This is a genomic window from Pseudomonas sp. PDM24, assembly GCF_019218905.1.
GTDB lineage: Bacteria > Pseudomonadota > Gammaproteobacteria > Pseudomonadales > Pseudomonadaceae > Aquipseudomonas.
On record NZ_JAHUWR010000004.1, the window covers coordinates 183,810 to 208,913 of the forward strand.

At 60.3% G+C, this 25,104-nt stretch carries 22 protein-coding genes; 15 read left to right on the forward strand and 7 right to left on the reverse strand.

The window, feature by feature from the left end; genetic code table 11:
- The first annotated feature begins 60 nt into the window (after nucleotides 1-60).
- From KW837_RS15460 to mdoH, 15 genes are all read left to right on the forward strand, one after another.
- Nucleotides 61-1,533 (forward strand): cytosine permease, encoded by a 1,473-nt coding sequence (locus KW837_RS15460; RefSeq protein ID WP_218396985.1) that lies wholly within the window; start codon nucleotides 61-63, stop codon nucleotides 1,531-1,533.
- A gap of 68 nt (nucleotides 1,534-1,601) precedes the next feature.
- Entirely contained in the window at nucleotides 1,602-2,570 is a 969-nt protein-coding gene (locus KW837_RS15465) for an ABC transporter substrate-binding protein (RefSeq protein ID WP_123500000.1), read from the forward strand.
- Nucleotides 2,571-2,641: 71 nt separating this feature from the next.
- Nucleotides 2,642-3,493 carry a proline/glycine betaine ABC transporter permease gene (locus KW837_RS15470; RefSeq protein WP_030129253.1) on the forward strand — a complete coding sequence of 284 codons (852 nt, stop codon included), beginning with the start codon at nucleotides 2,642-2,644 and terminating at the stop codon, nucleotides 3,491-3,493.
- Complete coding sequence (locus KW837_RS15475) at nucleotides 3,490-4,320, forward strand: glycine betaine/L-proline ABC transporter ATP-binding protein (RefSeq protein ID WP_007907824.1); 831 nt, start codon at nucleotides 3,490-3,492, stop codon at nucleotides 4,318-4,320. The genes KW837_RS15470 and KW837_RS15475 overlap by 4 nt, the downstream gene beginning before the upstream one ends.
- 169 nt (nucleotides 4,321-4,489) lie before the next feature.
- The gene (gene hutH / locus KW837_RS15480) at nucleotides 4,490-6,013 is read left to right on the forward strand and encodes a histidine ammonia-lyase (protein ID WP_218396986.1); all 1,524 of its coding nucleotides are present in this window, start codon (nucleotides 4,490-4,492) and stop codon (nucleotides 6,011-6,013) included.
- 114 nt (nucleotides 6,014-6,127) lie between these two features.
- Complete coding sequence (gene hutH, locus KW837_RS15485) at nucleotides 6,128-7,660, forward strand: histidine ammonia-lyase (RefSeq protein ID WP_218396987.1); 1,533 nt, start codon at nucleotides 6,128-6,130, stop codon at nucleotides 7,658-7,660.
- Between the two features lie 110 nt (nucleotides 7,661-7,770).
- Nucleotides 7,771-9,180, forward strand: coding sequence for an amino acid permease (locus KW837_RS15490; protein ID WP_218396989.1), 1,410 nt, complete (start codon nucleotides 7,771-7,773; stop codon nucleotides 9,178-9,180).
- Between the two features lie 17 nt (nucleotides 9,181-9,197).
- Nucleotides 9,198-10,403, forward strand: a complete 1,206-nt coding sequence (hutI, locus tag KW837_RS15495) for an imidazolonepropionase (RefSeq protein ID WP_218396991.1) — start codon at nucleotides 9,198-9,200, stop codon at nucleotides 10,401-10,403.
- Nucleotides 10,404-10,413: 10 nt separating this feature from the next.
- Nucleotides 10,414-11,217: an N-formylglutamate deformylase gene (gene hutG / locus KW837_RS15500; protein ID WP_218396993.1), complete on the forward strand. Its 804-nt coding sequence runs from the start codon at nucleotides 10,414-10,416 to the stop codon at nucleotides 11,215-11,217.
- Between the two features lie 283 nt (nucleotides 11,218-11,500).
- Nucleotides 11,501-12,448 carry a choline ABC transporter substrate-binding protein gene (locus KW837_RS15505; protein WP_218396995.1) on the forward strand — a complete coding sequence of 316 codons (948 nt, stop codon included), beginning with the start codon at nucleotides 11,501-11,503 and terminating at the stop codon, nucleotides 12,446-12,448.
- A 174-nt stretch (nucleotides 12,449-12,622) separates the two neighbouring features.
- A complete protein-coding gene (locus KW837_RS15510; protein WP_218396997.1) occupies nucleotides 12,623-13,552 on the forward strand; it encodes an alpha/beta hydrolase in 930 nt (309 codons plus the stop codon).
- A gap of 105 nt (nucleotides 13,553-13,657) precedes the next feature.
- Nucleotides 13,658-14,629: a prolyl aminopeptidase gene (gene pip / locus KW837_RS15515; RefSeq protein WP_218396999.1), complete on the forward strand. Its 972-nt coding sequence runs from the start codon at nucleotides 13,658-13,660 to the stop codon at nucleotides 14,627-14,629.
- Entirely contained in the window at nucleotides 14,626-15,063 is a 438-nt protein-coding gene (gene dtd, locus KW837_RS15520; RefSeq protein WP_218397001.1) for a D-aminoacyl-tRNA deacylase, read from the forward strand. The genes pip and dtd overlap by 4 nt, the downstream gene beginning before the upstream one ends.
- Nucleotides 15,064-15,384: 321 nt before the next feature.
- Nucleotides 15,385-17,190, forward strand: coding sequence for a glucan biosynthesis protein G (locus tag KW837_RS15525; protein ID WP_218397003.1), 1,806 nt, complete (start codon nucleotides 15,385-15,387; stop codon nucleotides 17,188-17,190).
- Nucleotides 17,183-19,753, forward strand: a complete 2,571-nt coding sequence (gene mdoH / locus KW837_RS15530) for a glucans biosynthesis glucosyltransferase MdoH (RefSeq protein WP_218397005.1) — start codon at nucleotides 17,183-17,185, stop codon at nucleotides 19,751-19,753. The genes KW837_RS15525 and mdoH overlap by 8 nt, the downstream gene beginning before the upstream one ends.
- Nucleotides 19,754-19,951: 198 nt before the next feature.
- Here mdoH and KW837_RS15535 read toward each other — a convergent pair whose 3' ends face one another.
- The 7 genes from KW837_RS15535 to hisI all read right to left on the reverse strand — a co-directional run bounded on the left by KW837_RS15535 (nucleotide 19,952) and on the right by hisI (nucleotide 25,095).
- Nucleotides 19,952-21,868, reverse strand: coding sequence for a methyl-accepting chemotaxis protein (locus KW837_RS15535; RefSeq protein WP_218397007.1), 1,917 nt, complete (start codon nucleotides 21,866-21,868; stop codon nucleotides 19,952-19,954).
- A gap of 260 nt (nucleotides 21,869-22,128) precedes the next feature.
- Nucleotides 22,129-22,836 (reverse strand): 16S rRNA (uracil(1498)-N(3))-methyltransferase, encoded by a 708-nt coding sequence (locus KW837_RS15540; RefSeq protein WP_008005066.1) that lies wholly within the window; start codon nucleotides 22,834-22,836, stop codon nucleotides 22,129-22,131.
- Nucleotides 22,833-23,627, reverse strand: a complete 795-nt coding sequence (gene tatC / locus KW837_RS15545) for a twin-arginine translocase subunit TatC (protein WP_007899282.1) — start codon at nucleotides 23,625-23,627, stop codon at nucleotides 22,833-22,835. Before tatC ends, KW837_RS15540 begins: the two co-directional genes overlap by 4 nt.
- A complete protein-coding gene (gene tatB / locus KW837_RS15550) occupies nucleotides 23,624-24,055 on the reverse strand; it encodes a Sec-independent protein translocase protein TatB (RefSeq protein WP_218397009.1) in 432 nt (143 codons plus the stop codon). Before tatB ends, tatC begins: the two co-directional genes overlap by 4 nt.
- A 10-nt stretch (nucleotides 24,056-24,065) precedes the next feature.
- Nucleotides 24,066-24,344, reverse strand: coding sequence for a twin-arginine translocase TatA/TatE family subunit (locus KW837_RS15555; RefSeq protein WP_218397011.1), 279 nt, complete (start codon nucleotides 24,342-24,344; stop codon nucleotides 24,066-24,068).
- 24 nt (nucleotides 24,345-24,368) lie between these two features.
- Nucleotides 24,369-24,701, reverse strand: coding sequence for a phosphoribosyl-ATP diphosphatase (locus KW837_RS15560; RefSeq protein WP_003220849.1), 333 nt, complete (start codon nucleotides 24,699-24,701; stop codon nucleotides 24,369-24,371).
- Nucleotides 24,694-25,095, reverse strand: coding sequence for a phosphoribosyl-AMP cyclohydrolase (gene hisI / locus KW837_RS15565; protein WP_007909357.1), 402 nt, complete (start codon nucleotides 25,093-25,095; stop codon nucleotides 24,694-24,696). The genes KW837_RS15560 and hisI overlap by 8 nt, the downstream gene beginning before the upstream one ends.
- Between the last annotated feature and the right edge of the window lie 9 nt (nucleotides 25,096-25,104).

The window sequence follows — 25,104 nt, forward strand, 5'->3', positions numbered from 1 at the left end:
GGCAAGCCTCGCTCCTACAGGGATCACCAACATCGAATAACAATCCACAGAGGTTGAATCATGGCTGTTAACAGCGATCGTGCAGGCAGTAAACCGTTGATCGAGAAACGTTCGATCGACTACATCCCGGAAGCGGAGAGACACGGTCGTCTGTTGAGCCAGTTCACTCTGTGGATGGGTGCCAACCTGCAAATCACCGCAATTGTGACCGGGGCCCTGGCCGTGGTGCTGGGCGGTGATGTGTTCTGGTCGTTGATTGGTCTGTTGATCGGTCAACTGCTCGGCGGTGGTGTAATGGCGTTGCATGCGGCGCAAGGGCCCAAGCTTGGCCTGCCGCAGATGATCTCCAGCCGGGTACAGTTCGGCGTGTATGGCGCGGCCATCCCGATCGTGCTGGTGTGCCTGATGTACCTGGGCTTCACCGCAACGGGCACCGTGCTTTCCGGCCAGGCGTTGGGCCAGTTGTTTGGCGTCAGCGACAGCGTCGGTATCCTCATCTTCGCCAGTGTCATCGTGCTGGTCACGGTGCTCGGTTATCGGGTGATCCATTTCATCGGCCGTGTCGCCAGCGTCATTGGCGTGATTGCCTTCGTTTACCTGTTCAGTCGCCTGATGAGCCAGACTGACGTTGGCGCACTCCTGCAAATCCGCCACTTCAGCTGGAGCAGCTTTCTGCTTGCGGTGTCGCTCGCGGCGTCCTGGCAGATCGCCTTCGGCCCCTACGTGGCTGACTACTCACGCTACCTGCCGAGCAAGATTTCCTCGGTGAAAACTTTTTTTGCCGCAGGCGCGGGTTCGGTCATTGGTGCGCAGGTAGCGATGGTCCTCGGCGTGTTCGCTGCCGCATCGGCCAACGGCCAGTTTGCCGGTCACGAAGTCGCCTACATCGTCGGTCTGGGCGGTACCGGTGCCACCGCTGCGCTGCTGTATTTCAGCATCGCGTTCGGCAAGGTCACCATCTCCACGCTGAACTCCTACGGCAGCTTCATGTGCATTGCGACCATCATCAGCGGCTTCCGTGGTGACCTGAAGGTATCGCGCTTGCAGCGTCTGGTCTTCGTGCTGGTCATCGTCGGTGCTGCGACCCTGATGGCGCTGCTCGGTCAGCACTCGTTCCTCGGTGCGTTCAAGTCCTTCATCCTGTTCCTGCTGGCGTTCTTCACGCCATGGAGCGCGATCAACCTGGTGGACTACTACTGCATCACCCGCGAACGCTATGACGTGCCGGCGCTGGCCGATCCGAACGGTCGCTACGGCCGTTGGAACCCCCTCGGTATCAGCGTCTATGTCTTCGGTGTGCTGGTGCAACTGCCGTTCATCGCTACCAAGTTCTATACCGGTCCGCTGGTGGACGCTCTGGGCGGTGTGGATATTTCCTGGATCATCGGTCTGGTGCTTCCCGCAGGCCTGTATTACGTGTGCGCGAAAAAATGGCACAGCGCAGTACCCGATCACCTGATCCTGCCGGTCGAGCAGGACAGCGATGTACAACCTGAAACAAGCGGGGCCGGTCGCGCTGCTGCGCAGGCCTGATTGGACGTGGACAGGGCTGGATGCCTCTTGACTGCCGTAAGCCAACTCATGATTAGGAGCGTCAAACAATGAAATCGAACAAGACCCTGCTGACCACATTGCTTTCCATGGGCCTGCTGGCCAGTGCTGGCGCCACCCAGGCGGCTGGCTGGTGCGAATCGGGCAAACCGGTGAAGTTCGCCGGCCTGAACTGGGAAAGCGGCATGCTGCTGACCGACGTGATGCAAATCGTCTTGGAGAAAGGCTACGACTGCAAGACTGACAGCCTGCCAGGCAACTCCATCACCATGGAAAACGCCCTGAGCAGCAACGACATTCAAGTGTTTGCCGAAGAGTGGGTCGGTCGTAGTGAAGTCTGGAACAAGGCCGAGAAGGCCGGCAAGGTTATCGGTGTCGGCGCTCCGGTCGTTGGCGCGATCGAAGGCTGGTACGTGCCGCGTTACGTGATCGAAGGCGATGCCAAGCGCAAGCTGGAGCCAAAAGCCCCGGACCTGAAAGCGATCGCCGATCTGGGCAAATACGCTGCCGTGTTCAAGGATCAGGAAGAGCCATCCAAGGGCCGTTTCTACAACTGCCCGGCCGGCTGGACCTGTGAGCTGGACAACAGCGAAATGCTCAAAAGCTACGGCCTGGAAAGCACCTACACCAACTTCCGCCCAGGTACCGGCCCGGCGCTGGATGCGGCAGTGCTATCGAGCTACAAGCGTGGCGAGCCGATCCTGTTCTACTACTGGTCGCCAACCCCACTGATGGGCCAGGTCGACCTGGTCAAACTCGAAGAAAAGCCAGGCGTGGACAAGAGCGTGACCATCAAGGTCGGCCTGTCCAAGACCTTCCACGAGCAAGCCCCGGAACTGGTGGCCGTGCTGGAAAAGGTCAACCTGCCAATCGACCTGCTGAATCAGAACCTCGGGCGCATGGCCAAAGAGCGGATCGAATCGCCAAAACTGGCCAAGATCTTCTTGAAGGAACATCCTGAAGTCTGGCACGCGTGGGTGAGCGAAGACGCAGCCAAAAAGATCGACGCGGCCTTGTAGGTCGAGTGTCTCCGACTGTCGGCAACGGCAGTCGGATGCTTGATCGCAACCCCTTGATTGAGAGTCTTTTTATGTTTCCCGAAAGCTTTACCTTTTCCATCGCCGACTGGGTCAACAGTTGGGTCGATTCGCTGGTCACCAACTACGGCGATGTGTTTCGCAGCATCTCCGACACCCTGCTGTGGGCCATCGTCAATCTCGAAGGGCTGCTGCGTGCTGCGCCCTGGTGGCTGATGCTGGCGATCGTGGCGGGCGTTGCCTGGCACGCGACCCGTAAAGTCGTGACCACGTCGGTCATCGTCGGTCTGCTGTTCCTGGTGGGGGCGGTCGGCCTCTGGGACAAGCTGATGCAGACCCTGGCGCTGATGATGGTGGCGACGGTCATCTCGGTGCTGATCGGCATTCCGCTGGGTATTCTCTCGGCACGCAGCAATCGCCTGCGTTCGGTGCTGATGCCGCTGCTGGACATCATGCAGACCATGCCGAGTTTCGTGTACCTGATCCCGGTATTGATGCTGTTTGGCCTGGGCAAGGTCCCGGCGATTTTCGCCACAGTGATCTACGCCGCGCCGCCGCTGATCCGCCTGACTGATCTGGGTATTCGTCAGGTCGACGGTGAAGTGATGGAAGCGATCAACGCCTTCGGCGCCAATCGCTGGCAGCAACTGTTTGGCGTGCAACTGCCGCTGGCCCTGCCGAGCATCATGGCCGGGATCAACCAGACCACCATGATGGCCCTGTCGATGGTGGTAATCGCCTCGATGATCGGTGCCCGTGGCTTGGGTGAAGATGTGTTGGTGGGGATTCAGACCCTCAACGTCGGACGTGGCCTTGAAGCCGGTCTGGCGATCGTGATTCTGGCAGTGGTCATCGACCGCATTACTCAGGCGTATGGTCGGCCACGGCATGAGGTGAGCAAATGAGCAACGAAGCCATCAGCAAGATTGAAGTCAAGAACGTCTTCAAGATTTTCGGCAACCGTTCCAAAGACGCGCTGGAAATGATTCGCCAGAAAAAGACCAAGGACCAGGTCTTGGCCGAAACCGGTTGTGTGGTCGGCGTGAACGACCTGTCGCTGAGCATCGGCACCGGCGAGATCTTCGTGATCATGGGCCTGTCGGGTTCCGGCAAGTCGACCCTGGTGCGCCACTTCAATCGCCTGATCGACCCTACCAGCGGCGCGATCCTGGTGGACGGCGTGGACATCCTGCAATACGACATGGAAGCCCTGCGCGAATTTCGCCGACACAAGATCAGCATGGTGTTCCAGAGCTTCGGCCTGCTGCCGCACAAGACCGTGCTGGATAACGTCGCCTACGGCTTGAAAGTGCGTGGCGAGAGCAAGCAGATGTGCGCCGAGCGCGCGCTGCACTGGATCAACACCGTGGGCCTGAAGGGCTACGAAAACAAATACCCGCATCAGCTGTCTGGCGGTATGCGCCAGCGTGTGGGCCTGGCGCGCGCCCTGGCGGCGGACACCGACATCATCTTGATGGACGAAGCCTTCAGCGCCCTCGACCCGCTGATCCGCGCCGAAATGCAGGATCAGTTGCTGGAACTGCAAAAGACCCTGCACAAGACCATCGTCTTCATCACCCACGACCTCGACGAGGCCGTGCGCATCGGCAACCGCATCGCGATCCTCAAGGATGGCCGCCTGATTCAGGTCGGCACGCCACGAGAGATCCTGCATTCGCCGGCGGATGAGTATGTGGACCGGTTCGTACAGCGGCGGGCTGCGGTAGTTTGAGAGATTTGCGGTGATCGGGCGGGCCTCTTCGCGGGCAAGCCTCGCTCCTACAGAATTGGCGTTTGCCATCCGGATGTGGGAACGACACAAACCTTGTAGGAGCGAGGCTTGCCCGCGAAGGCGTCAGTGAAGCTGCATCAATATCAAGGTTGTACGCACGAGGTTGAAGATGTCCCAGGCTGAAAAAATCGTTATCGCCGACGCCCCGTTGCGTTGGCAGGATGTGGTTGCCGTCGCTCGCCATGGCGCACAGCTTGAGCTGTCACCACAGGTCTGGGCGCGGATCGAGAATGCCCAGGCGATCGTCCAGCGCATCGTCGCCAGCGGCGAGCGTGCCTACGGCGTCAACACCGGCTTGGGCGCCTTGTGCAACGTCTCGCTCAAAGACGAACAACTCAGCCAGTTGTCGCGCAATACCTTGCTCAGTCACGCCTGTGGCGTCGGCGCACCCTTGGCCGACGAACAGACCCGCGCAATCATGTGCGCCGCCATCGTCAATTACAGCCACGGCAAATCCGGCATTCATCGGCGGGTGGTCGAAGCCCTGTTGGCGCTGCTCAATCGCGGCATCACCCCGCAAGTACCTTCCCAGGGCTCGGTGGGTTACCTGACCCACATGGCCCACATCAGCATTGCGCTGTTGGGTGTCGGCAATGTCAGCTATCGCGGGCAGATCATTTCCGCGCAGCAGGCCTTGAGCGAGGAAGGTCTGCAACCGGTTCAGCTCGGCGCCAAAGATGGTTTGTGCCTGGTCAATGGCACGCCATGCATGACCGGTCTCAGCTGTCTGGCAATTGCCGATGCGACGCGTCTGGTGCAGTGGGCCGATGTGATCGGTGCCATGAGCTTCGAAGCTCAGCGTGGCCAGATTGCCGCGTTCGATGCCGAGATCATCGCGCTCAAGCCTCACCCGGGCATGCAGCAAGTTGGCATCAACCTGCGGGCGTTGCTCGACGGCAGTGAAGTGATTGCCGGCAGCAAGGGCATTCGCACTCAAGATGCATTGAGCATCCGCTCGATCCCGCAAGTCCACGGCGCCGCTCGCGATCAACTTGAACACGCGAAACAGCAGATCGAAACCGAACTCAACTCTGTCACCGACAACCCGATGCTGCTGGGCACGCCGGACAACTTCCGGGTGATGTCCCAGGCCAACCCGCACGGTCAGTCAGTGGCATTGGCGGCGGATTTGCTGGCGATTGCCATGGCCGAAATCGGCTCCATCGCCGAGCGTCGGCTGGACCGCTTGATCAACCCGCACGTCAGCGGTCTGCCGGCGTTTCTGGTGGCCAATCCCGGGGTGAATTCCGGGATGATGATCGTCCAGTACGTTGCCGCGTCCCTGTGTGCGGAAAATCGTCAACTGGCGCAACCGGCGGTGCTCGACAACTACGTCACCTCGGGCTTGCAGGAAGACCACTTGAGCATGGGCACCAATGCGGCGCTGAAGCTGCATCGCGCGTTGGAAAACTGCACGCAGATCCTCGCCATTGAATATTTGCTGGCGTCCCAGGCTTTTGAGTTCCTCAAAGAGCAACGCTTTGGCGCTGGCACCGATACCGCGTGGCGTCTGCTGCGTGAGCGGGTTCCGGCCTACGACCAGGACCGCTGGCTGGCACCGGACATCGCCGCTGCTGCCAGCGTATTGAAAGACCCGATTTTGCTGCACAAGGCTTTACCAAACCTGAACTGATTTCCACCACACCAGCGTGCCAAGGCGCGGCTCCCCAAAAGGCAGACGCGACGGACAACGGACATCTCCGGAGCGTCTGGTGAGTTAACAACAAACTCTCAAAAGGAGCATAAAATGACTGCGCTTAATTTGATTCCCGGCCAACTGAGCCTTGCCCAACTGCGTGATGTTTATCAGCACCCGGTCAAAATCACCCTCGACAACAGTGCATCGGCCCAGATCGAAGCCAGCGTTGCCTGCGTGGAACAGATCCTCGCCGAGAACCGCACCGCTTATGGCATCAACACCGGTTTCGGCCTGCTGGCTTCGACCCGTATCGCCAGCGAAGACCTGGAAAACCTCCAGCGCTCGCTCGTTTTATCCCACGCCGCCGGTGTCGGCGAGCCGATCAGCGACGCACTGGTTCGCTTGGTCATGGTGCTCAAGGTCAACAGCCTGAGCCGTGGCTTCTCGGGTATCCGTCGCGTGGTAATCGATGCACTGATCGCCCTGATCAATGCCGAGGTTTACCCGCACATTCCATTGAAAGGTTCGGTAGGTGCGTCCGGTGACTTGGCGCCTTTGGCGCACATGTCGCTGGTGCTGCTGGGCGAAGGCAAGGCGCGCTACAAAGGCGAGTGGATGGAAGCCACCGAAGCGCTGAAAGTTGCCGGTCTGACCCCGCTGACCCTGGCTGCCAAAGAAGGTCTGGCGCTGCTCAACGGTACTCAGGTGTCCACCGCTTACGCGTTGCGTGGTCTGTTCGAAGGTGAAGACCTGTTCGCTGGCGCCCTGGCTATTGGTGGTATGACGGTTGAAGCGGTATTGGGCTCGCGCTCGCCGTTCGACGCCCGCATCCACGCCGCTCGTGGCCAGAAAGGCCAGATCGATGCCGCTGCCGCTTATCGCGATCTGCTGGGCGAGCGCAGCGAAGTGTCCGACTCGCACCAGAACTGCGAAAAGGTCCAGGACCCGTACTCCCTGCGCTGCCAGCCGCAAGTCATGGGCGCCTGCCTGACCCAGTTCCGTCAGGCTGCCGAAGTGCTCGCTGTCGAAGCCAACGCTGTATCGGACAACCCGCTGGTGTTCGCCGCTGAAGGTGATGTGATCTCGGGCGGTAACTTCCACGCCGAGCCGGTGGCCATGGCCGCCGACAACATGGCCCTGGCCATCGCCGAAATCGGCTCTCTGAGCGAGCGCCGCATCTCGCTGATGATGGACAAGCACATGTCGCAACTGCCGCCATTCCTGGTGGCCAATGGCGGCGTGAACTCCGGCTTCATGATCGCCCAGGTGACCGCTGCCGCACTGGCTAGCGAGAACAAGGCACTGTCTCATCCGCATTCGGTGGACAGTCTGCCAACGTCGGCCAACCAGGAAGACCACGTGTCCATGGCTCCGGCGGCGGGCAAGCGTCTGTGGGAAATGGCCGAAAACACTCGCGGCGTTCTCGCGGTGGAATGGTTGGCGGCCTGCCAGGGTCTGGATCTGCGTGAGGGTTTGAAGACCTCGACGAAACTGGAAAAGGCTCGTGCCATTCTGCGTGCCGAAGTGCCGTTCTATGAGAAGGATCGGTTCTTTGCGCCGGACATCAATGCTGCTAGCGAGCTTCTGGCGACTCGTTGTCTGAACGAGCTGGTTTCGGCGAAGTTGTTGCCTAGCCTGTAATGGCCTCTTCGCGAGCAAGCCCGCTCCCACATTGGATTGCGCTGAACCTGTGGGAGCGAGCCTGCTCGCGATTCGATTTTGCGTCGGATAAGAATAATTAAGGACGAAAAATGCAACAGCCAACAAAAGGTTTGAAACGCGGGCTCTCTGCCCGACATATTCGCTTCATGGCGCTGGGGTCGGCGATCGGCACCGGGCTGTTTTACGGTTCTGCCTCGGCCATCCAAATGGCCGGGCCTGCGGTCCTGCTCGCTTACCTGATCGGTGGCGCGGCGGTGTTCATGGTCATGCGCGCCCTCGGCGAGATGGCGGTGCACAACCCGGTGGCGGGCTCATTCGGCCAGTACGCCAGCACCTATCTAGGGCCGATGGCGGGCTTCATCCTCGGTTGGACCTACGCATTTGAAATGGTCATCGTCGGCATGGCCGACGTCACCGCATTCGGCATTTACATGGGCTTCTGGTTTCCGGAAGTCGATCGCTGGATCTGGGTCCTGGGCATCGTTTCGGTGGTCGGCGGCTTGAACCTGTGTAACGTCAAAGTCTTTGGCGAAATGGAGTTCTGGCTGTCGCTGCTCAAGGTCGCGGCCATCGTCGCGATGATCCTCGGTGGCTTCGGCATCATGTTGTTCGGCATCAGCACCGCGCCTGGCGCCCAGGCGACTGACATCAGCAATCTCTGGAGCCATGGCGGCTTCATGCCCAATGGCGTGGGTGGCCTGATCGCTTCGTTCGCCGTGGTGATGTTTGCGTTTGGCGGCATTGAAATCATCGGCGTAACGGCTGGTGAGGCCAAAGACCCACAGCGCGTGCTGCCCCGGGCGATCAATGCCGTACCGTTGCGTATTTTGTTGTTCTACGTGCTGACGATGCTGGTGCTGATGTCGATCTTTCCATGGCAGCAGATCGGCAGCCAAGGCAGCCCATTCGTGCAGATTTTCGACAACCTGGGTATCAGCTCGGCGGCGACCATCCTCAATATCGTGGTGATCTCGGCGGCGGTGTCGGCGATTAACAGTGACATCTTCGGCGCGGGTCGCATGATGTATGGCCTGGCTCAGCAAGGGCACGCCCCCAAAGGCTTTGCCCGCTTGTCGCGCAATGGTGTGCCGTGGCTGACAGTGGTGGTGATGAGCAGCGCGCTGCTGCTGGGCGTGTTGCTGAACTACCTGATTCCGGAAAACGTCTTTCTGTTAATCGCCTCCGTTGCGACCTTTGCCACGGTGTGGGTCTGGCTGATGATTCTGTTCACCCAGGTGGCGATGCGTCGCTCCATGAGCGCGGATCAGGTCACCCAACTGAAATTCCCGGTGCCGTTCTGGCCCTATGCGCCGATGGCGGCGATTGCCTTCATGCTGTTCATCTTTGGCGTGCTGGGCTATTTCCCGGACACCCAGGCGGCTCTGGTCGTCGGCGTGGTCTGGATTGTATTGCTGGTGCTGGCCTACCTGACGTGGGTGAAACCGGCGGCAGGCAAGGCAGTACCGGTGGAGCGGGAACCTTCTTTTTCTCATCGATAACCTAACGGAGGCCACGGATGAAAACTCTCTGGCAACACTGCCACGTCGCAACCATGGCGCAAGGCGTCTACTCGATCATCGAGGATGCGGCCATCGTGACGTCCGGTGCGCACATTGAGTGGATTGGTCCGCGCGGCGAACTGCCGTCGGGCGAGTACCCGGCCGTCAATGACCTCAACGGGGCCTGGGTCACTCCGGGCCTGATCGACTGCCACACTCACACGGTGTTCGGTGGCAACCGCAGCGGTGAATTCGAGCAGCGTCTGCAAGGCGTCAGCTATGCGGAAATTGCAGCGGCCGGCGGCGGTATCGCCAGCACCGTGCGCGCCACCCGAGCTGCCAGCGAAGACGAGTTGTTCGCCAGCGCCGCCAAGCGTCTGAAAAGCCTGATGCGCGATGGCGTCACCAGCATTGAAATCAAGTCCGGTTATGGCCTGGACCTGACCAACGAACGCAAGATGCTTCGGGTCGTTCGTCGTCTCGGCGCCGAGCTGCCAGTCAGCGTGCGCAGCACCTGCCTGGCGGCCCATGCCTTGCCGCCGGAATACACAGACCGCGCCGATGCTTACATCGATCACATCTGCACTGAAATGCTCCCGGCCCTGGCTGCCGAAGGGCTAGTGGATGCAGTGGACGCTTTCTGTGAATACCTGGGGTTTTCGCCGGAACAGGTCGAACGGGTTTTCGTCGCCGCGCAGAACCTCGGTTTGCCGGTGAAGCTGCATGCCGAGCAATTGTCGTCGCTGCACGGTTCGAGCCTGGCGGCGCGTTACCACGCATTATCCGCCGATCATCTGGAATTCATGACCGAAGACGACGCCATCGCCATGGCCAAGTCCGGCACGGTCGCGGTGTTGCTGCCCGGCGCGTTTTACTTCCTGCGGGAAACCCAATTGCCGCCGATGGAAGCCCTGCGCAAACACGGCGTAAAAATCGCCATCGCCAGCGACCTCAACCCGGGTACTTCGCCGGCGCTGTCGTTGCGCTTGATGTTGAACATGGCCTGCACCTGTTTGCGCATGACCCCGGAAGAGGCCCTGGCTGGCGCAACGATTCATGCCGCCACCGCGCTGGGCATGGCCGAGACTCATGGTTCGCTGGAAGCCGGCAAAGTCGCAGACTTCGTCGCCTGGCAGATTGATCGACCAGCCGACCTGTCGTACTGGCTGGGCGGCGACCTGGAAAAACGCGTCGTGCGTCACGGCGTCGAAACAAGCGTTTAGGAGAGCAGTTGTGGATAAGGTTCTGAACTTCAAACAAGGCCGCGTGCCGCTGCTGATCAGCATGCCCCACGCCGGCCTGCGACTGACCCCGGCGGTCGAAGCCGGGTTGATTCCCGACGCGAAAAGCCTGCCGGACACCGACTGGCACATCCCCAGGCTGTACGAATTCGCCGCCGAGCTGGGCGCCAGCACCTTGGCAGCCGAGTACTCGCGATTTGTCATCGACCTGAACCGACCGTCCGATGACAAGCCTTTATATGTCGGCGCCACCACTGGTTTGTACCCGGCGACGTTGTTCGACGGTATTCCATTGTTCCGTGAGGGTATGGAGCCCTCGGCCACAGAACGCGCGAATTATCTGGAGCACATCTGGACGCCGTACCACCGCACCTTGCAGGAAGAGCTGGCGCGACTGAAAGCCGAATTCGGCTACGCGCTGCTGTTCGATGCACACTCGATCCGCTCGATCATCCCGCACCTGTTCGACGGCAAACTGCCGGACTTCAACCTCGGCACCTTCAACGGCGCCAGTTGCGATCCACAACTGGCCAGCCAACTGGAAGCCATCTGCGCACGGCACGGCGATTACAGCCATGTGCTGAACGGTCGCTTCAAGGGCGGGCACATCACCCGGCACTATGGCAACCCGGCCGAGAACATCCATGCCGTGCAACTTGAGTTGGGTCAGTGCACGTACATGGAAGAGTTCGAGCCGTTCCGTTATCGCCCGGATTTGGCAGCGCCGACGCAAGTGGTGCTCAGGGAATTGCTGCAAGGGTTGCTGGCTTGGGGTCAACAGCGATATCAGGCATAACCATTCACCTGTGGGAGCGGGCTTGCTCGCGAAGAGGGAGTGTCAGTCGACATCTATGTTGCCTGGTACACCGTCTTCGCGAGCAAGCCCGCTCCCACATGGATTGCGCTTAACCCCTACGCTACAGGTCATCACTCGCCTCGATACCTGACTGGAACTGTCGCCACCGTGCAAATCTCGGTCGCCACAGTTCACTTTTACCCTCTCGACGCTGCGTAATGTTCTGGGCACGGTGCACGAAGATACCGGCCCTCACAATAATCTGCCGCACGAGACTCTCCCGATGAAACGACTGTTCACCCGCTGTCTCTCAATCCTCTGCGGCACGGCTTTTCTGAGCACCAGCGTTCTGGCCAGTGACGAGCCATCCTGCAAAACCGTACGCATGGGCGTGGTCAACTGGACCGACGTCATCGCCACCAGTGGCATGGCTGACGTATTGCTCAACGGCCTCGGCTACGAAAGCAAGCAAACCAGCGCCGTGCAACAAATCATCTTCGCCGGCATCCGCGACAAACGCCTCGATATCTTCCTCGGTTACTGGAAACCGGCGATGGACAAAAACATCGCGCCGTTTGTGGCTGCCAATCAAGTGAAGGTCATGGACAAACCGAGCCTCTCGGATGCCCAGGCGACCCTTGCCGTGCCTGACTATGTTGCGGCGGCGGGCCTGAAAACCTTCGCCGACATCGCCAGATTCAAGGATCAGCTCGGCGGCAAGATCTACGGCATCGAGCCGGGCAGCGGCGCCAACACCACGATCAAAACCATGATCGAGAGCAATCAATTTGGCTTGAAGGACTTCAAACTGATCGAGTCCGGTGAGGCCGGGATGCTCGCCGCCGTACAACGGGCGGTCAATCGCAAGGAGTTCGTGGTGTTCGTCGGCTGGACCCCACATCCGATGAACATCAACATGAACGTCACCTACCTGACCGGCAGCGAAGACGTCTACGGGCCGAACGAGGGAGCGGCGACCGTTTCCACCGTGACCGCGCCGGACTATGCCGAGCGCTGCCCGAACGTGAACCGCTTGCTGGCAAACCTGACCTTCACCGCCGCCCAGGAAAGTCAGTTGATGGTGCCGATCATGGAGCGCAAGACGCCGCAGGATGTCGCCAGGCAATGGCTGCGTGATCATCCTGAAGATCTTCAGCGCTGGCTGGCAGGGGTCAGCAGTTTTGATGGCAAGGAGGGTGTGGCAACCGTTCAGGCCAGTTTGAAGAACTGACTGGTCGAGCGGGATCACTGTGGCGAGGGGGTTGCCCTGATGCTGTAGGAGCGAGGCTTGCCCGCGAAGAATGCGCCGTGGTTTTTCAGGCATTGCGCGTCATCGTTCTTCGCGGGCAAGCCTCGCTCCTACAGGATTTTCGTCGCTCAATTTTCTCCTCTTGGCTGCAGACTCATGACTTCTTATCCACTCTCTGAACAGATGGCGGCTTTCGTCGAGAAAACCCTCAGCTTCAACAGCACCGACAGCAGCCTCCCCGGTTTGCGTCAGGCCTACAGCGAGATGTGCCAGGCGTTTACCCCACCGTGTCCTGCGGGGCTTGAGGTGGCCGACTTTCAATTGGCAGGCGTTGCCGTGCGCTCCTGGCAACCGCCGGTCACGCCATCGACCAACGGTTGGCCGTGCATTGTGTATCTGCACGGTGGCGGTTGGATGGTGGGGGATCTGGACTCCCACGCCTTCATCTGTGCCGAACTGGCGTCGGTGCTCGGCGTGCTGGTGATCGCCGTCGATTATCGGTTGGCGCCGGAGCATCCATTTCCAGCGGCGTTCGATGACTGCCTGGGTGTCTGGCGCGCGCTGCGTACAGGACCGTTTCGGCTCGACCCTGCACGCACCCTGGTGGTGGGCGACAGCGCTGGCGGCAACCTTGCCGCCGCGTTGTGCCTCGCTTTACGCGATGCCGACGAACCTATGCCGTGCGCGCAAGTTCTGATCTATCCGGGACTGGGCGGCGATCACCGATTGCCGTCGCGCAGCGAGTGCACCGATGCGCCATTGCTCAGCAGCAGCGACCTGGAGTGTTATTTCGCGTTGTATTTGGGCGGTAGTCGACAACCGGGTGCCTATGCGATGCCCTTGCTCGCCGACGATTTCAGCGGTCTGCCACCGGCGTTGATCGCCGTGGCGCAGTTCGACCCGCTGCGCGATGACGGCGTGCTTTACGCCGAGCGACTCAACGCCGCCGGCGTGAGCGCAACGCTTTATTACGGGGAAGGACTGGTTCACGGCTGTTTGCGGGCGCGGGGGCAGGTCGCCGAGGTCGACCGGCTCTATGAAACCCTGCTCGGCTATTTGGCTGAGACGACGGCTGACAAACTCTGACGCTGCAAGGGGCATGCTCATTGACGTAATTCGGGTTTATGATGCCGGACGGCAGAATAATAGAAGTCCCCCCAGGGATGACCTCGACCCCTTACGGAGCGCGCAATGCAGACTTTGTACCCGCAGATCAAACCCCACGCCCGGCACGATCTGGCCGTCGATAAAACCCACACGCTGTATGTCGACGAAAGCGGTTCGCCGGAAGGTTTGCCGGTGGTGTTCATCCACGGCGGTCCCGGCGCCGGGTGTGATGCCCAGAGCCGCCGGTATTTTGATCCGAACCTGTATCGCATTGTCACTTTCGACCAGCGTGGTTGCGGTCGCTCCACGCCCCACGCCAGCCTGGAAAACAACACCACCTGGGATCTGGTCGCCGACCTCGAGCGGATTCGCAAGCACCTGGGCATCGACAAATGGGTGCTGTTCGGCGGCTCCTGGGGGTCGACCCTGGCCCTGGCCTACGCGCAAACCCATCCGGAACGCGTGCTCGGTTTGATTCTGCGCGGGATTTTTCTCTGCCGTCCCCAGGAAATCGAGTGGTTCTACCAGTGTGGCGCCAGTCGCCTGTTTCCCGATTACTGGCAGGACTACATCGCGCCGATCCCGCAGGATGAGCGCCACGACTTGCTCTCGGCGTTCCACAAACGCCTGGTCGGCAACGATCAGATCGCCCAGATGCACGCGGCCAAAGCCTGGTCCATGTGGGAAGGGCGCACCGCCACCCTGCGGCCGAATCCGCTGGTGGTCGACCGCTTCTCCGAGCCTCAGCGTGCGTTGTCCATCGCCCGTATCGAGTGCCACTACTTCACCAACAATGCTTTCCTCGAGCCGAACCAGTTGATTCGCGACATGGCCAAGATCGCCCACCTGCCCGGCGTCATCGTCCATGGTCGCTACGACGTGATCTGTCCGTTGGACAACGCCTGGGAACTGCATCAGGCCTGGCCGAACAGCGAGTTGCAGGTGATTCGCGACGCCGGCCATGCGGCGTCCGAAACAGGTATTACGGATGCCTTGGTACGCGCCGCTGATCTGATGGCCCGTCGTATGCTCGACTTGTCGCCTGACGAAGCATGAAGGGCCTGCTACAACGCGTGCGTGGCGCGCGAGTCGAGGTTGCGGGAGAGGTGGTTGGCGCGATAGATCAGGGGTTGCTGGTGCTGGTGGCGGTCGAGCCTGACGATACGCGGGCCAGTGCCGACAAACTTCTGCATAAACTGCTTAACTATCGAGTATTCAGTGACGCCGAGGGCAAGATGAATCTGTCCTTGGCGGACATAGGCGGCGGGTTGCTGCTGGTCTCGCAGTTCACCCTGGCCGCTGACACCAAAAACGGGTTGCGCCCAAGTTTTTCGACTGCGGCTCCTCCAGGTTTGGGTGAGGAACTGTTCGACTATCTAACAGGTAAAGCGAAACAGATGCATGGCACTGTGGCATCAGGTAGATTCGGCGCGGATATGCAGGTGCATCTGGTCAATGATGGCCCGGTAACCTTCCTGTTACAGACGTGAAAGCGCTTGAAACATCTTTTTAAGTGCATTTCGACTGAAAACAGAGGCTTTTCCCGATAAATACTTGGTTCCCCCTGATGCGTTGTAACGCGGCCTGCTAGATAATCGCGCGCTACGGGGATCAGCGTTCGTTGGTCCGTTTTGACTTAGGTAGAGACTTGTCCGAGACCTGTTGGGGAATCATTTTGCCCCATAGGAGTCGGAACAATGCTCGCCAACTTGGCAAGAGTCGTTCGCAGGGTCGGTTTTTTTCCACCGCACACCGTGCTGGCACTTTAACTGGCCGTTGGTTTTTTGATCTGTTTTCGGCGAGGGTTGCTCGTGATTGTTAGTCCCTGTAATGCACCAAAATTGTCTGCCAAACGGTTTCGAAGCGCTCTGGTAGCAGGCTCTGCACTGCTCTGCCTGTTCAGCGCCGGTCAACTTTGGGCATTCAATCTGGATGACGTATCGGTCAAGGCAAAAGAGCTGGCCGGGCAAAAGTACGAAGCCCCGCGCAGTAACCTGCCGAATGAATTTCGCGAGATGAAATTCGCGGACTATCAAAAAATCCGGTTCCTCACGGAAAAAGCCGAATGGGCGAACCAGAAAACCCCCTTCAAGCTGTCGTTCTATCACCAGGGCATGCACTTCGATACGCCGGTGAAAATCAACGAAATCACGGCCAACACCGTCGAAGAGATCAAATACGACCCAAGTCGTTTCGATTTCGGCGACGTGAAGTTCGATCCTAAAGCCACCGAACAGCTGGGCTATGCCGGTTTCCGTGTGCTGTACCCGATCAACAAGGCCGACAAGCAAGACGAAATCATGACCATGCTTGGCGCGAGCTACTTCCGCGTCATCGGCAAGGGGCAAACCTACGGGCTCTCCGCTCGCGGCATGGCCATTGATACCGCGTTGCCATCCGGCGAAGAGTTCCCGCGCTTCACCGAGTTCTGGATTCAACAGCCGAAGCCGGGCGACAAGCATCTGGTGATCTTCGCCCTGCTGGATTCACCGCGTGCCACCGGTGCCTATCGCCTGACCCTGCGTCCAGGCAGCGACACGGTCGTCGACGTCAAAGCCAAGATGTTCCTGCGTGACAAAGTCACCAAACTCGGCGTTGCGCCGTTGACCAGCATGTTCCTGTTCGGCGCCAACCAGCCGTCGAAAGTGCTGAACTACCGTCGCGAGCTGCACGATTCCAGCGGCCTTTCGATCCATGCCGGCAACGGCGAATGGATCTGGCGCCCACTGAACAATCCGAAACACCTGGCGGTGAGCAACTTCTCGATCGAGAACCCGCGCGGTTTCGGCTTGCTGCAACGTGGCCGTGACTTCAGTCACTACGAAGACCTCGATGACCGCTACGACAAGCGCCCAAGTGCCTGGATCGAACCGAAAGGCGATTGGGGCAAAGGCTCCGTCGATCTGGTAGAGATTCCTACGGCCGACGAAACCAACGACAATATCGTCGCTTTCTGGAGCCCGGAAAAACTGCCTGAGCCTGGCCAGTCCCTGGACGTTGCCTACCGCATGCACTGGACCATCGACGAAGCCTCCCTGCATTCGCCGGACAGCGCCTGGGTTCAACAGACCCTGCGTTCCACGGGTGACGTCAAGCAGTCGAACCTGATTCGTCAGCCGGACGGCAGCGTGGCCTATCTGGTGGATTTCGAAGGCCCGTCCCTGCAAGTCCTGCCGGAAGATGCTGAAGTGCGCAGCCAGGTGAGTGTTGGCGACAACGCAGAACTGGTCGAGAACAGCGTCCGTTACAACCCTGAAACCAAGGGCTGGCGCCTGACTTTGCGGATGAAGATCAAGGATCCGGGCAAGGCCACCGAAATGCGCGCTGCGCTGGTCAAGAACATCACGCCTGCCGAGGCGCTCAAGACCGCTGCGCCAGCGTCCAGTTCTTCCGTTGCCAAGGCCGACAAGATTGCCGCCCGCCAGCAAGAGAAGAAGGACAAGGAAGCCAAGCAGGCTGAATCACAAGCCCTGCAAGTCAAGGATACCAAGGACAAGGACAACAAAGACGCCAAGCAGCCTGTCGCTGCCCAAGCGGCCCCAGCCACAACGGAATCGGCACCGACTGAACAAGTCCTGACCGAGACCTGGAGCTATCAGTTGCCCGCCGATGAGTAATTCACACGTACAGCCACAAACGCTTGCCGAGTACCTGGCGCATTTGCCGATGAGCGACGAGCAGCGCGCGGAACTCGCGGGCTGCAAGTCTTTCAGTGAACTGCACGAACGTCTGTCGTCCTCGACGTTCGACGCGCCAACCGAGGCTGCTCAAGCCTCGGTTGGCCGGCGCCTGACCCTGAACTCCGCCGAAGAACTGGCGGACGCGGAAATGCTGGTGCTCGACGCCAGTGGTCGGGTTTGCCTGAAGGCAACCCCACCGATCCGTCGGACCAAAGTCGTGCCCGAGCCGTGGCGCACCAACATTCTGGTGCGTGGCTGGCGTCGGCTGACCGGTCGCACCAATCCGCCGGCCCCGCCGAAGGATGAGAACGTGCTGCCGGCGGCTCGCTGGCGCACCGTCGGTTCGATCCGACGCTACATCCTTCTGGTGCTGATGCTCGGTCAGACGATCGTCGCCGGCTGGTACATGAAAGGCATCATGCCGTACCAGGGCTGGTCGTTCGTCGATCTTGAAGAAGTCCTGCATCAACCTCTGAGCCAAACCGCCACGCAAGTGCTGCCCTATGCCTTGCAAACCAGCATTCTGATTATGTTCGGGATTCTGTTCTGCTGGGTCTCGGCCGGTTTCTGGACTGCGCTGATGGGCTTCCTTGAGCTGATCACCGGTCGTGACAAGTACCGCATTTCCGGCGCCAGCGCCGGCAACGAGCCGATCGCGAAGGACGCACGCACTGCACTGGTGATGCCGATCTGCAACGAAGACGTGCCGCGGGTGTTCGCCGGTTTGCGGGCGACCTTCGAATCGGTGGCGGCCTCGGGTAACCTGGATCGCTTCGACTTTTTCGTACTCAGCGACAGTAACGACGCCGATATCTGCGTTGCCGAGCAGCAGGCCTGGCTGGATGTTTGCCGTGAAGGCAAAGGCTTCGGCAAGATCTTCTATCGCCGCCGCCGTCGCCGCGTAAAACGTAAAAGCGGCAACCTCGACGACTTCTGCCGTCGTTGGGGTGGTGACTACAAGTACATGGTCGTGCTCGACGCCGACAGCGTGATGAGCGGCGAATGCCTGAGCAGTCTGGTGCGCCTGATGGAAGCCACGCCGGACGCCGGGATCATCCAGACCGCGCCGCGTGCGTCGGGCATGGACACCCTTTATGCGCGTATGCAGCAGTTCGCCACGCGTGTGTACGGTCCGCTGTTCACCGCCGGTCTGCACTTCTGGCAGTTGGGCGAATCCCACTATTGGGGTCACAACGCGATCATCCGCATGAAGCCGTTCATCGAGCACTGCGCCCTGGCGCCGTTGCCCGGTAAAGGCGCGTTTGCCGGAGCGATTCTGTCCCACGACTTCGTCGAAGCTGCGCTGATGCGCCGTGCCGGCTGGGGCGTATGGATTGCCTACGACTTACCCGGCAGCTACGAAGAACTGCCACCGAACCTGCTGGACGAACTCAAGCGTGACCGTCGCTGGTGCCACGGTAACCTGATGAACTTCCGGCTGTTCCTGGTAAAAGGCATGCACCCGGTGCACCGTGCGGTGTTCCTGACCGGCGTGATGTCGTACCTGTCTGCGCCGTTGTGGTTCTTGTTCCTGGTGTTGTCGACGGCCTTGCTGGCGGTCAACACGTTGATGGAGCCGCAATACTTCCTGGAACCGCGTCAGCTCTATCCACTGTGGCCACAATGGCAGCCGGACAAGGCAATTGCGCTGTTCTCGACGACCATCGTGCTGCTGTTCCTGCCGAAGTTGCTGAGCATCATCCTGATCTGGGCCAAGGGCGCGAAAGAGTTCGGTGGCAAGTTCAAGGTGACGCTGTCGATGCTGCTGGAGATGTTGTTCTCCATGCTGCTGGCGCCGGTGCGGATGATCTTCCACACCCGTTTCGTACTCGCCGCGTTCCTCGGCTGGGCCGCGACCTGGAACTCGCCACAACGTGACGATGACTCGACGCCATGGAGCGAAGCGGTAAAACGCCACGGTCCGCAAACCTTGCTGGGCTTCTTCTGGGCGCTGTTGGTGATCTGGCTGAACCCGAGCTTCCTCTGGTGGCTGGTGCCGATCGTCGGTTCGCTGATGTTGTCGATCCCGGTATCGGTGATCTCCAGTCGCGTCGGCCTGGGCCTGAAGTCCCGTGACGAAAGCCTGTTCCTGATTCCTGAGGAATATGCCCCGCCACAGGAATTGCTGGCGACCGATCAGTACACCCACGAAAACCGTTGGCATGCACTGAACGACGGCTTCGTCCGGTCGGTGGTCGATCCTCAGCAGAACGCTTTGGCGTGTGCGCTGGCGACGTCTCGTCACCGTCAGGCCGAGCCAATCGAATGGCTGCGTATCGAGCGGGTTCGCCATGCGATGAAGGTCGGGCCTGCCGGGCTGACCAACGACGAGCGCGTGGCCCTGCTGAGTGATCCGGTGGCACTGGGTCGCTTGCATGAGCAAGTCTGGAACGAAGGCCACGCCGAGTGGCTGCAAGCCTGGCGCACATCGGTGGATGCCGATCCCCATGCGCCGCTGTTGCCGCTCAAGCCTGTGAGCGTGCAGCCTCAGTTGGCCTGATGAAAAGCCCCGCTTTCGAAAGGAAGCGGGGCTTTTTTTCGCCTGCTGCTTTTTGGGGCGGGCGCAAATTCTGTGAGAACGGGGAGAAGCCTTCGCGGGCAAGCCTCGCTCCTACATGGATGGCAGGATTCTGTGGGAGCGGGCTTGCCCGCGATGGCATCAGCCCGGTTTCAAGCGAACCGGGATGCCCGCATCAGCTCAAACCTTGAACCGCCCCACCAGCATCTGCAAATGCGTCCCCAGCCGTGCCAGCTCGACGCTGGAGGCCGCGGTCTCTTCACTGGCGGCCGAGGTCTGCTCGGACACATCACGCACGTTCAGCACGCTGCGGTTGATCTCTTCAGCCACGGCGCTCTGTTGCTCGGCAGCGGCGGCGATCTGCTGGTTCATTGACTGGATCGCCGATACGGTTCGAGTGATGCTTTCCAGCGAGCCACCGGCGCGGCGGGTCAGTTCGACACTGCTGTCAGTCAGGCTGCGGCTGTTGTCCATGATGGTCGCGACCTGCTGAGTGCCGGTTTGCAGGCCGACGATCAGCTCTTCGATTTCTTCGGTGGACTTCTGTGTGCGCTGAGCCAGGCTGCGGACCTCGTCGGCGACCACCGCAAAACCGCGCCCGGCTTCACCGGCGCGGGCGGCTTCGATGGCGGCGTTGAGCGCCAGCAGGTTGGTTTGCTGGGCCACGGACTTGATCACATCGAGCACGCTGCCGATCTTGTCGCTTTCGCGTTTCAGATCGCCCATGGCGGCGGTCGAGTTGCCGACTTCGACGGCCAGGCGCTCGATCTGGGCGATGGCTTCGCCGACCACTCTGTCACCCTCGCGGGCTTGTTGGTCGGCGGCGACGGCCGCTTCGGACGCTTCCTCGGCATTGCGCGCGACTTCTTGCACCGTGGCGGTCATTTCATGCATGGCGGTGGCCACCTGATCGGTCTCGACCTTCTGGCTGTTGACCCCGGCGCTGGTCTGCTCGGTGACGGCGGACAGCTCTTCAGCGGCGCTGGCGATCTGGGTCACGCCATCGCTGATGCCACCGATCAGTTCTCGCAGGCCCAGGGTCATGCTTTGCATGGCGCGCTGTAGCTGACCCAGTTCGTCCTGACGTTCTGAAATGAGATTGTGAGTCAGGTCGCCCGCGGCAACACGTTCGGCCACTTTGAGGGTCTGGCTCAGGGGAATGACGATCTGGCGAGTGATGGCCCAGGCCGCGAACAAACCAAAGGCTGACGCCAGGACGGTGGCCAACAGCAGCAGGTTTTTTGCATGTGCCGCATCGGTGTCACGCACGACGGTTTGCGAGACGGTGAGCTTTTTGCTGACGTCGAACAGAATGTCGCCTTGCGCGCTCATGCGTTTGAGGGCGGCAGCGCTGGCGACCTGGGAGTCGCGGAATTGGCTGACCGCCGCGCGATAGGCTTTGAGCGAGTCGGTCGCTTGTTGCAGGTTGGCGATGTGTTGTTCCGGCAGTTGAGACGGCAGGCTTTCGAGGTTTTTCAGAGCATTGCCGATGGCGTCCAGCGCTGGCTGCTCGGCTTCGGGCTTGCCGCTGTAGGTGTAACCGCGGACCTGGAAACGCGCTTGCTGGATCAGCTTGCTCAGGTCGATCACGCTGTTGAACTGGGCGACACTGTCGCCTTGCAGCAGGGATTTTTCGACTTCAGCGACCCGGGCCACGGCGTTATCGGCAGTGGCGCCCAATTTGCTGCGAGCATCTTCGCGGGTGGCGGTAGCCTGAGTCATATCAGCGAAGGCGCGTTTGTACTCGCTGACGGCGGCAAGCTGTTGATCGACCATTGCCACGTCGGCAGGCTGTTCGACCAGCGTACGGGCGGTTTTCAGGCCGGTATCGAGTTGACCGATCAGCTCGTTGACGGCGCCCGGGCCTTGTTCGCCACGGCGCATGTCGTAATCCAGACGGGCGAGACGCAGGTCTTTGGTCAGCTCATTGAGGCTGGAAATAAACCCAAGCGTATCGCCACGGCTGATCACACCGCTCAGGCCGGTCCAGCCGGTAAAGGTGATCAACAAGGTCAGAAGCAGCACCAGACCGAAGCCGACACCCAGTTTGCGATTGACGCTTACATTTCCCAGTTTCTCGGCCAGCCATCGGTACATGCTGCTACTCCCTCGGACCATTAATTGGTTTTATGGGAGCTGTATCGGCAGGCGAGCGGCGTTCTGTAGGCGCGGCGCAATGTTCGGGCGGCGAGGGTTTTGCCCTAATGTTAAGAAATTTGAGCGACGAAGATCCTGTAGGAGCGAGGCTTGCCCGCGAAGAATGCACCGCGGTTTTTCAGGCATGACGCGTCATCGTTCTTCGCGGGCAAGCCTCGCTCCTACAGGTTGCCCCGTCGCCACAGGTGTGATGTTTGACGTTAAAACAGCCGCGAGAGCAGCGCGGTAACGGCAGTTTCAACCCGCAGGATGCGGTCACCAAGTTGCACCGGTTGCAGGCCAGCCTTGCCCAGCAAGTCGATTTCGTAGGGAATCCAGCCGCCTTCGGGGCCGATAGCCAGGGTCACTGGCTCGTCCAGGCCGCGAGGGCAGGGTGGGTAGTTACCGGGATGACCGACCAGGCCGAGGGTGCCTTCGGTAATGGCCGGCAGACGGTCTTCGACAAAGGGCTTGAAACGCTTCTCGATGACGACCTCTGGCAGCACGCTGTCGCGGGCTTGTTCAAGACCCAGGATCAATTGCTCGCGAATCGCCTCGGGCTCCAGGAACGGGGTTTGCCAGAAACTCTTCTCGACGCGATAGCTGTTCACCAGCACGATGCGCGGCACACCCATGGCGGCCACGGTCTGAAACACTCGGCGGAGCATTTTCGGTCGCGGCAAAGCCAGCACCAAAGTCAGAGGCAGCTTGGCCGGTGGCGGCTGGTCGAGGGTGACGCGCAACTCGGCTTCATCGGCGTCCAGGCGCAGCAACTCGGCTGAGCCCATCAAGCCGCCGATACGCCCGACCCGCAGGCTGTCGCCAACCACCGAGCGGTGGACTTCCTGCATGTGGGTCAACCGGCGATCGCGCAAGATCGCCCGGTCGGCCGCAATGAAGTCGGCCTCTTCGAGGAGCAGCAGGTTCACGCTTGGGTCGCTGGTGGCTGGTCGTTGTGATCGTCAGCTGGCTGGTCGTCCGGATGCTCGCCACGCTTGCTGATCAGGCTGCCGAACAGGATGCCGATTTCGAACAGCAACCACATCGGTACAGCTAGCAACGTCTGCGAGAAGATGTCCGGCGGCGTCAGAATCATGCCGACCACGAAGCAGCCAATGATCACATACGGGCGGATTTTCTTCAGGTAGGCGACGTTGACCACGCCGATCCACACCAGCAGCACCACAGCCACCGGAATCTCGAACGCCACGCCGAAGGCGAAGAACAGCGTCATGACGAAATCGAGGTAGCTGGTGATGTCGGTCATCATTTCCACGCCGGCCGGGGTGGCGGCGGCGAAGAACTTGAAGATCAGCGGGAACACCAGGAAATAGGCGAAGGCCATGCCGGTGTAGAACAGCAGAATGCTGGAGACCAGCAACGGCACTGCGATGCGCTTCTCATGCTTGTACAGGCCTGGCGCGATAAAGCCCCAGATCTGGTGCAGGATCACCGGGATCGCCAGGAACAGCGAGACCATCATGGTTAGTTTCAGCGGCGTCAGGAACGGCGACGACACGTCGGTGGCGATCATCGTCGCGCCGGCCGGCAGGTACTGGCGCAGCGGTGTGGAGACGAAGGTGTAGATCTGCTGGGTGAAGGCGAACAGCCCGGCAAAAATGATGAACACCGCCACGACACAACGCAGCAGGCGAGTGCGCAACTCGGTGAGGTGCGAAACCAGCGGCATGTGCTGGTCGTTTTCGGGGAGATCGCTCATGGGGCTCGCGGCGGCAAAGTGGTGTCGTGAGGCGCCGGCGTTGTCGGCGCGGCGGCAGGAGCAACAGGTTCTACTGAAGGTGCAGGTGCAGGTGCAGCGGCTGCAACTACCGGCGTAGCCTCAGTCGCAGGCGCATGAATTGTCTGCGTCGCCACAGGTTCCACCGGCGTCGGCTCCTGTTGAGTCGGCGTGAAGATCTTCCGCGCCTCCTGCTCCAGGGACAGAATGTGCTCGTTGTGCAGTTGCCGGCGAATCTCGTCGGCACCGATTTCACGTTCAACTTCCTGTTTGATCGCGTTGAAGCTGCGCTTCAGCCGCCCGACCCACAGGCCGGCGGTGCGCGCAGCACCCGGCAGACGCTCGGGGCCCAGCACCAGCAGGGCGACGAGGCCGACGAGCAGCAGTTCAGAGAAGCTGATACCAAACATTAGTCAGTGCTCACGAGTCTTTGCGGATCGGCTCTTCGACTTTTTGCGCCTGCACGTCGATGGTGTGCGTCGGGTTCACGGACTGTGTGGTCTGTGGTTGAGCTGGCGGAACCGGTTGGGCCGGGGTCGCTGTCGGGTCGGCCGCTTTCTCGTCGTCGTTCATGGCTTTACGAAAGCCCTTGATCGACTCGCCCACGTCAGTGCCGAGGTTTTTCAGCTTCTTGGTGCCGAACACCAGCACCACGACAACCAGGATGACGATCCAGTGTTTCCAGTCAAAAATGCCCATGCTGCGTTCCTCTCTAATAGTTGTTCAGGCGGACGGGCGAGAGGCTTTCTCGACGTGTCCGGACAGACCGAAGCGACGGTCCAGTTCATCAAGCACAGCCTGTGGATGCTGCCCCAACTGGGCGAGCATGACCATGCTGTGGAACCACAAATCGGCGGTCTCGTAGATCACATCGCTGCAGTCACCGCTGATGGCGGCATCCTTGGCGGCAATGATGGTTTCGACCGACTCTTCGCCGACTTTTTCCAGAATCTTGTTCAAACCCTTGTGGTACAGGCTGGCGACATACGAGCTGTCGGCGGCGGCGCCTTTGCGCTCTTCCAGTACTTGAGCCAGACGGGTCAAAGTGTCACTCATGTTTGTGTCCTGCGGAATAGATAGCGTGCGGGTCTTTCAGCACCGGGTCGACGGTTTTCCAGTCGCCGTTTTCGAAGACGCGATAGAAGCAGCTCTGACGGCCTGTATGGCAGGCGATGTCGCCGATCTGCTCAACCATCAGGATGATCACGTCAGCGTCACAGTCCAGGCGCATCTCATGCAGGGTTTGCACGTGGCCGGACTCTTCGCCCTTGCGCCACAGCTTGCCACGGGAACGTGACCAGTAAATGGCACGGTTCTCGGCGGCGGTCAATTCCAGTGCTTCGCGGTTCATCCAGGCCATCATCAGGACGCGTCCGGTCTTGTGATCCTGGGCAATCGCCGGCACCAGGCCGTCGGCGTCCCACTTGATCTCGTCCAGCCAGTTTTTCATCTTCGACTC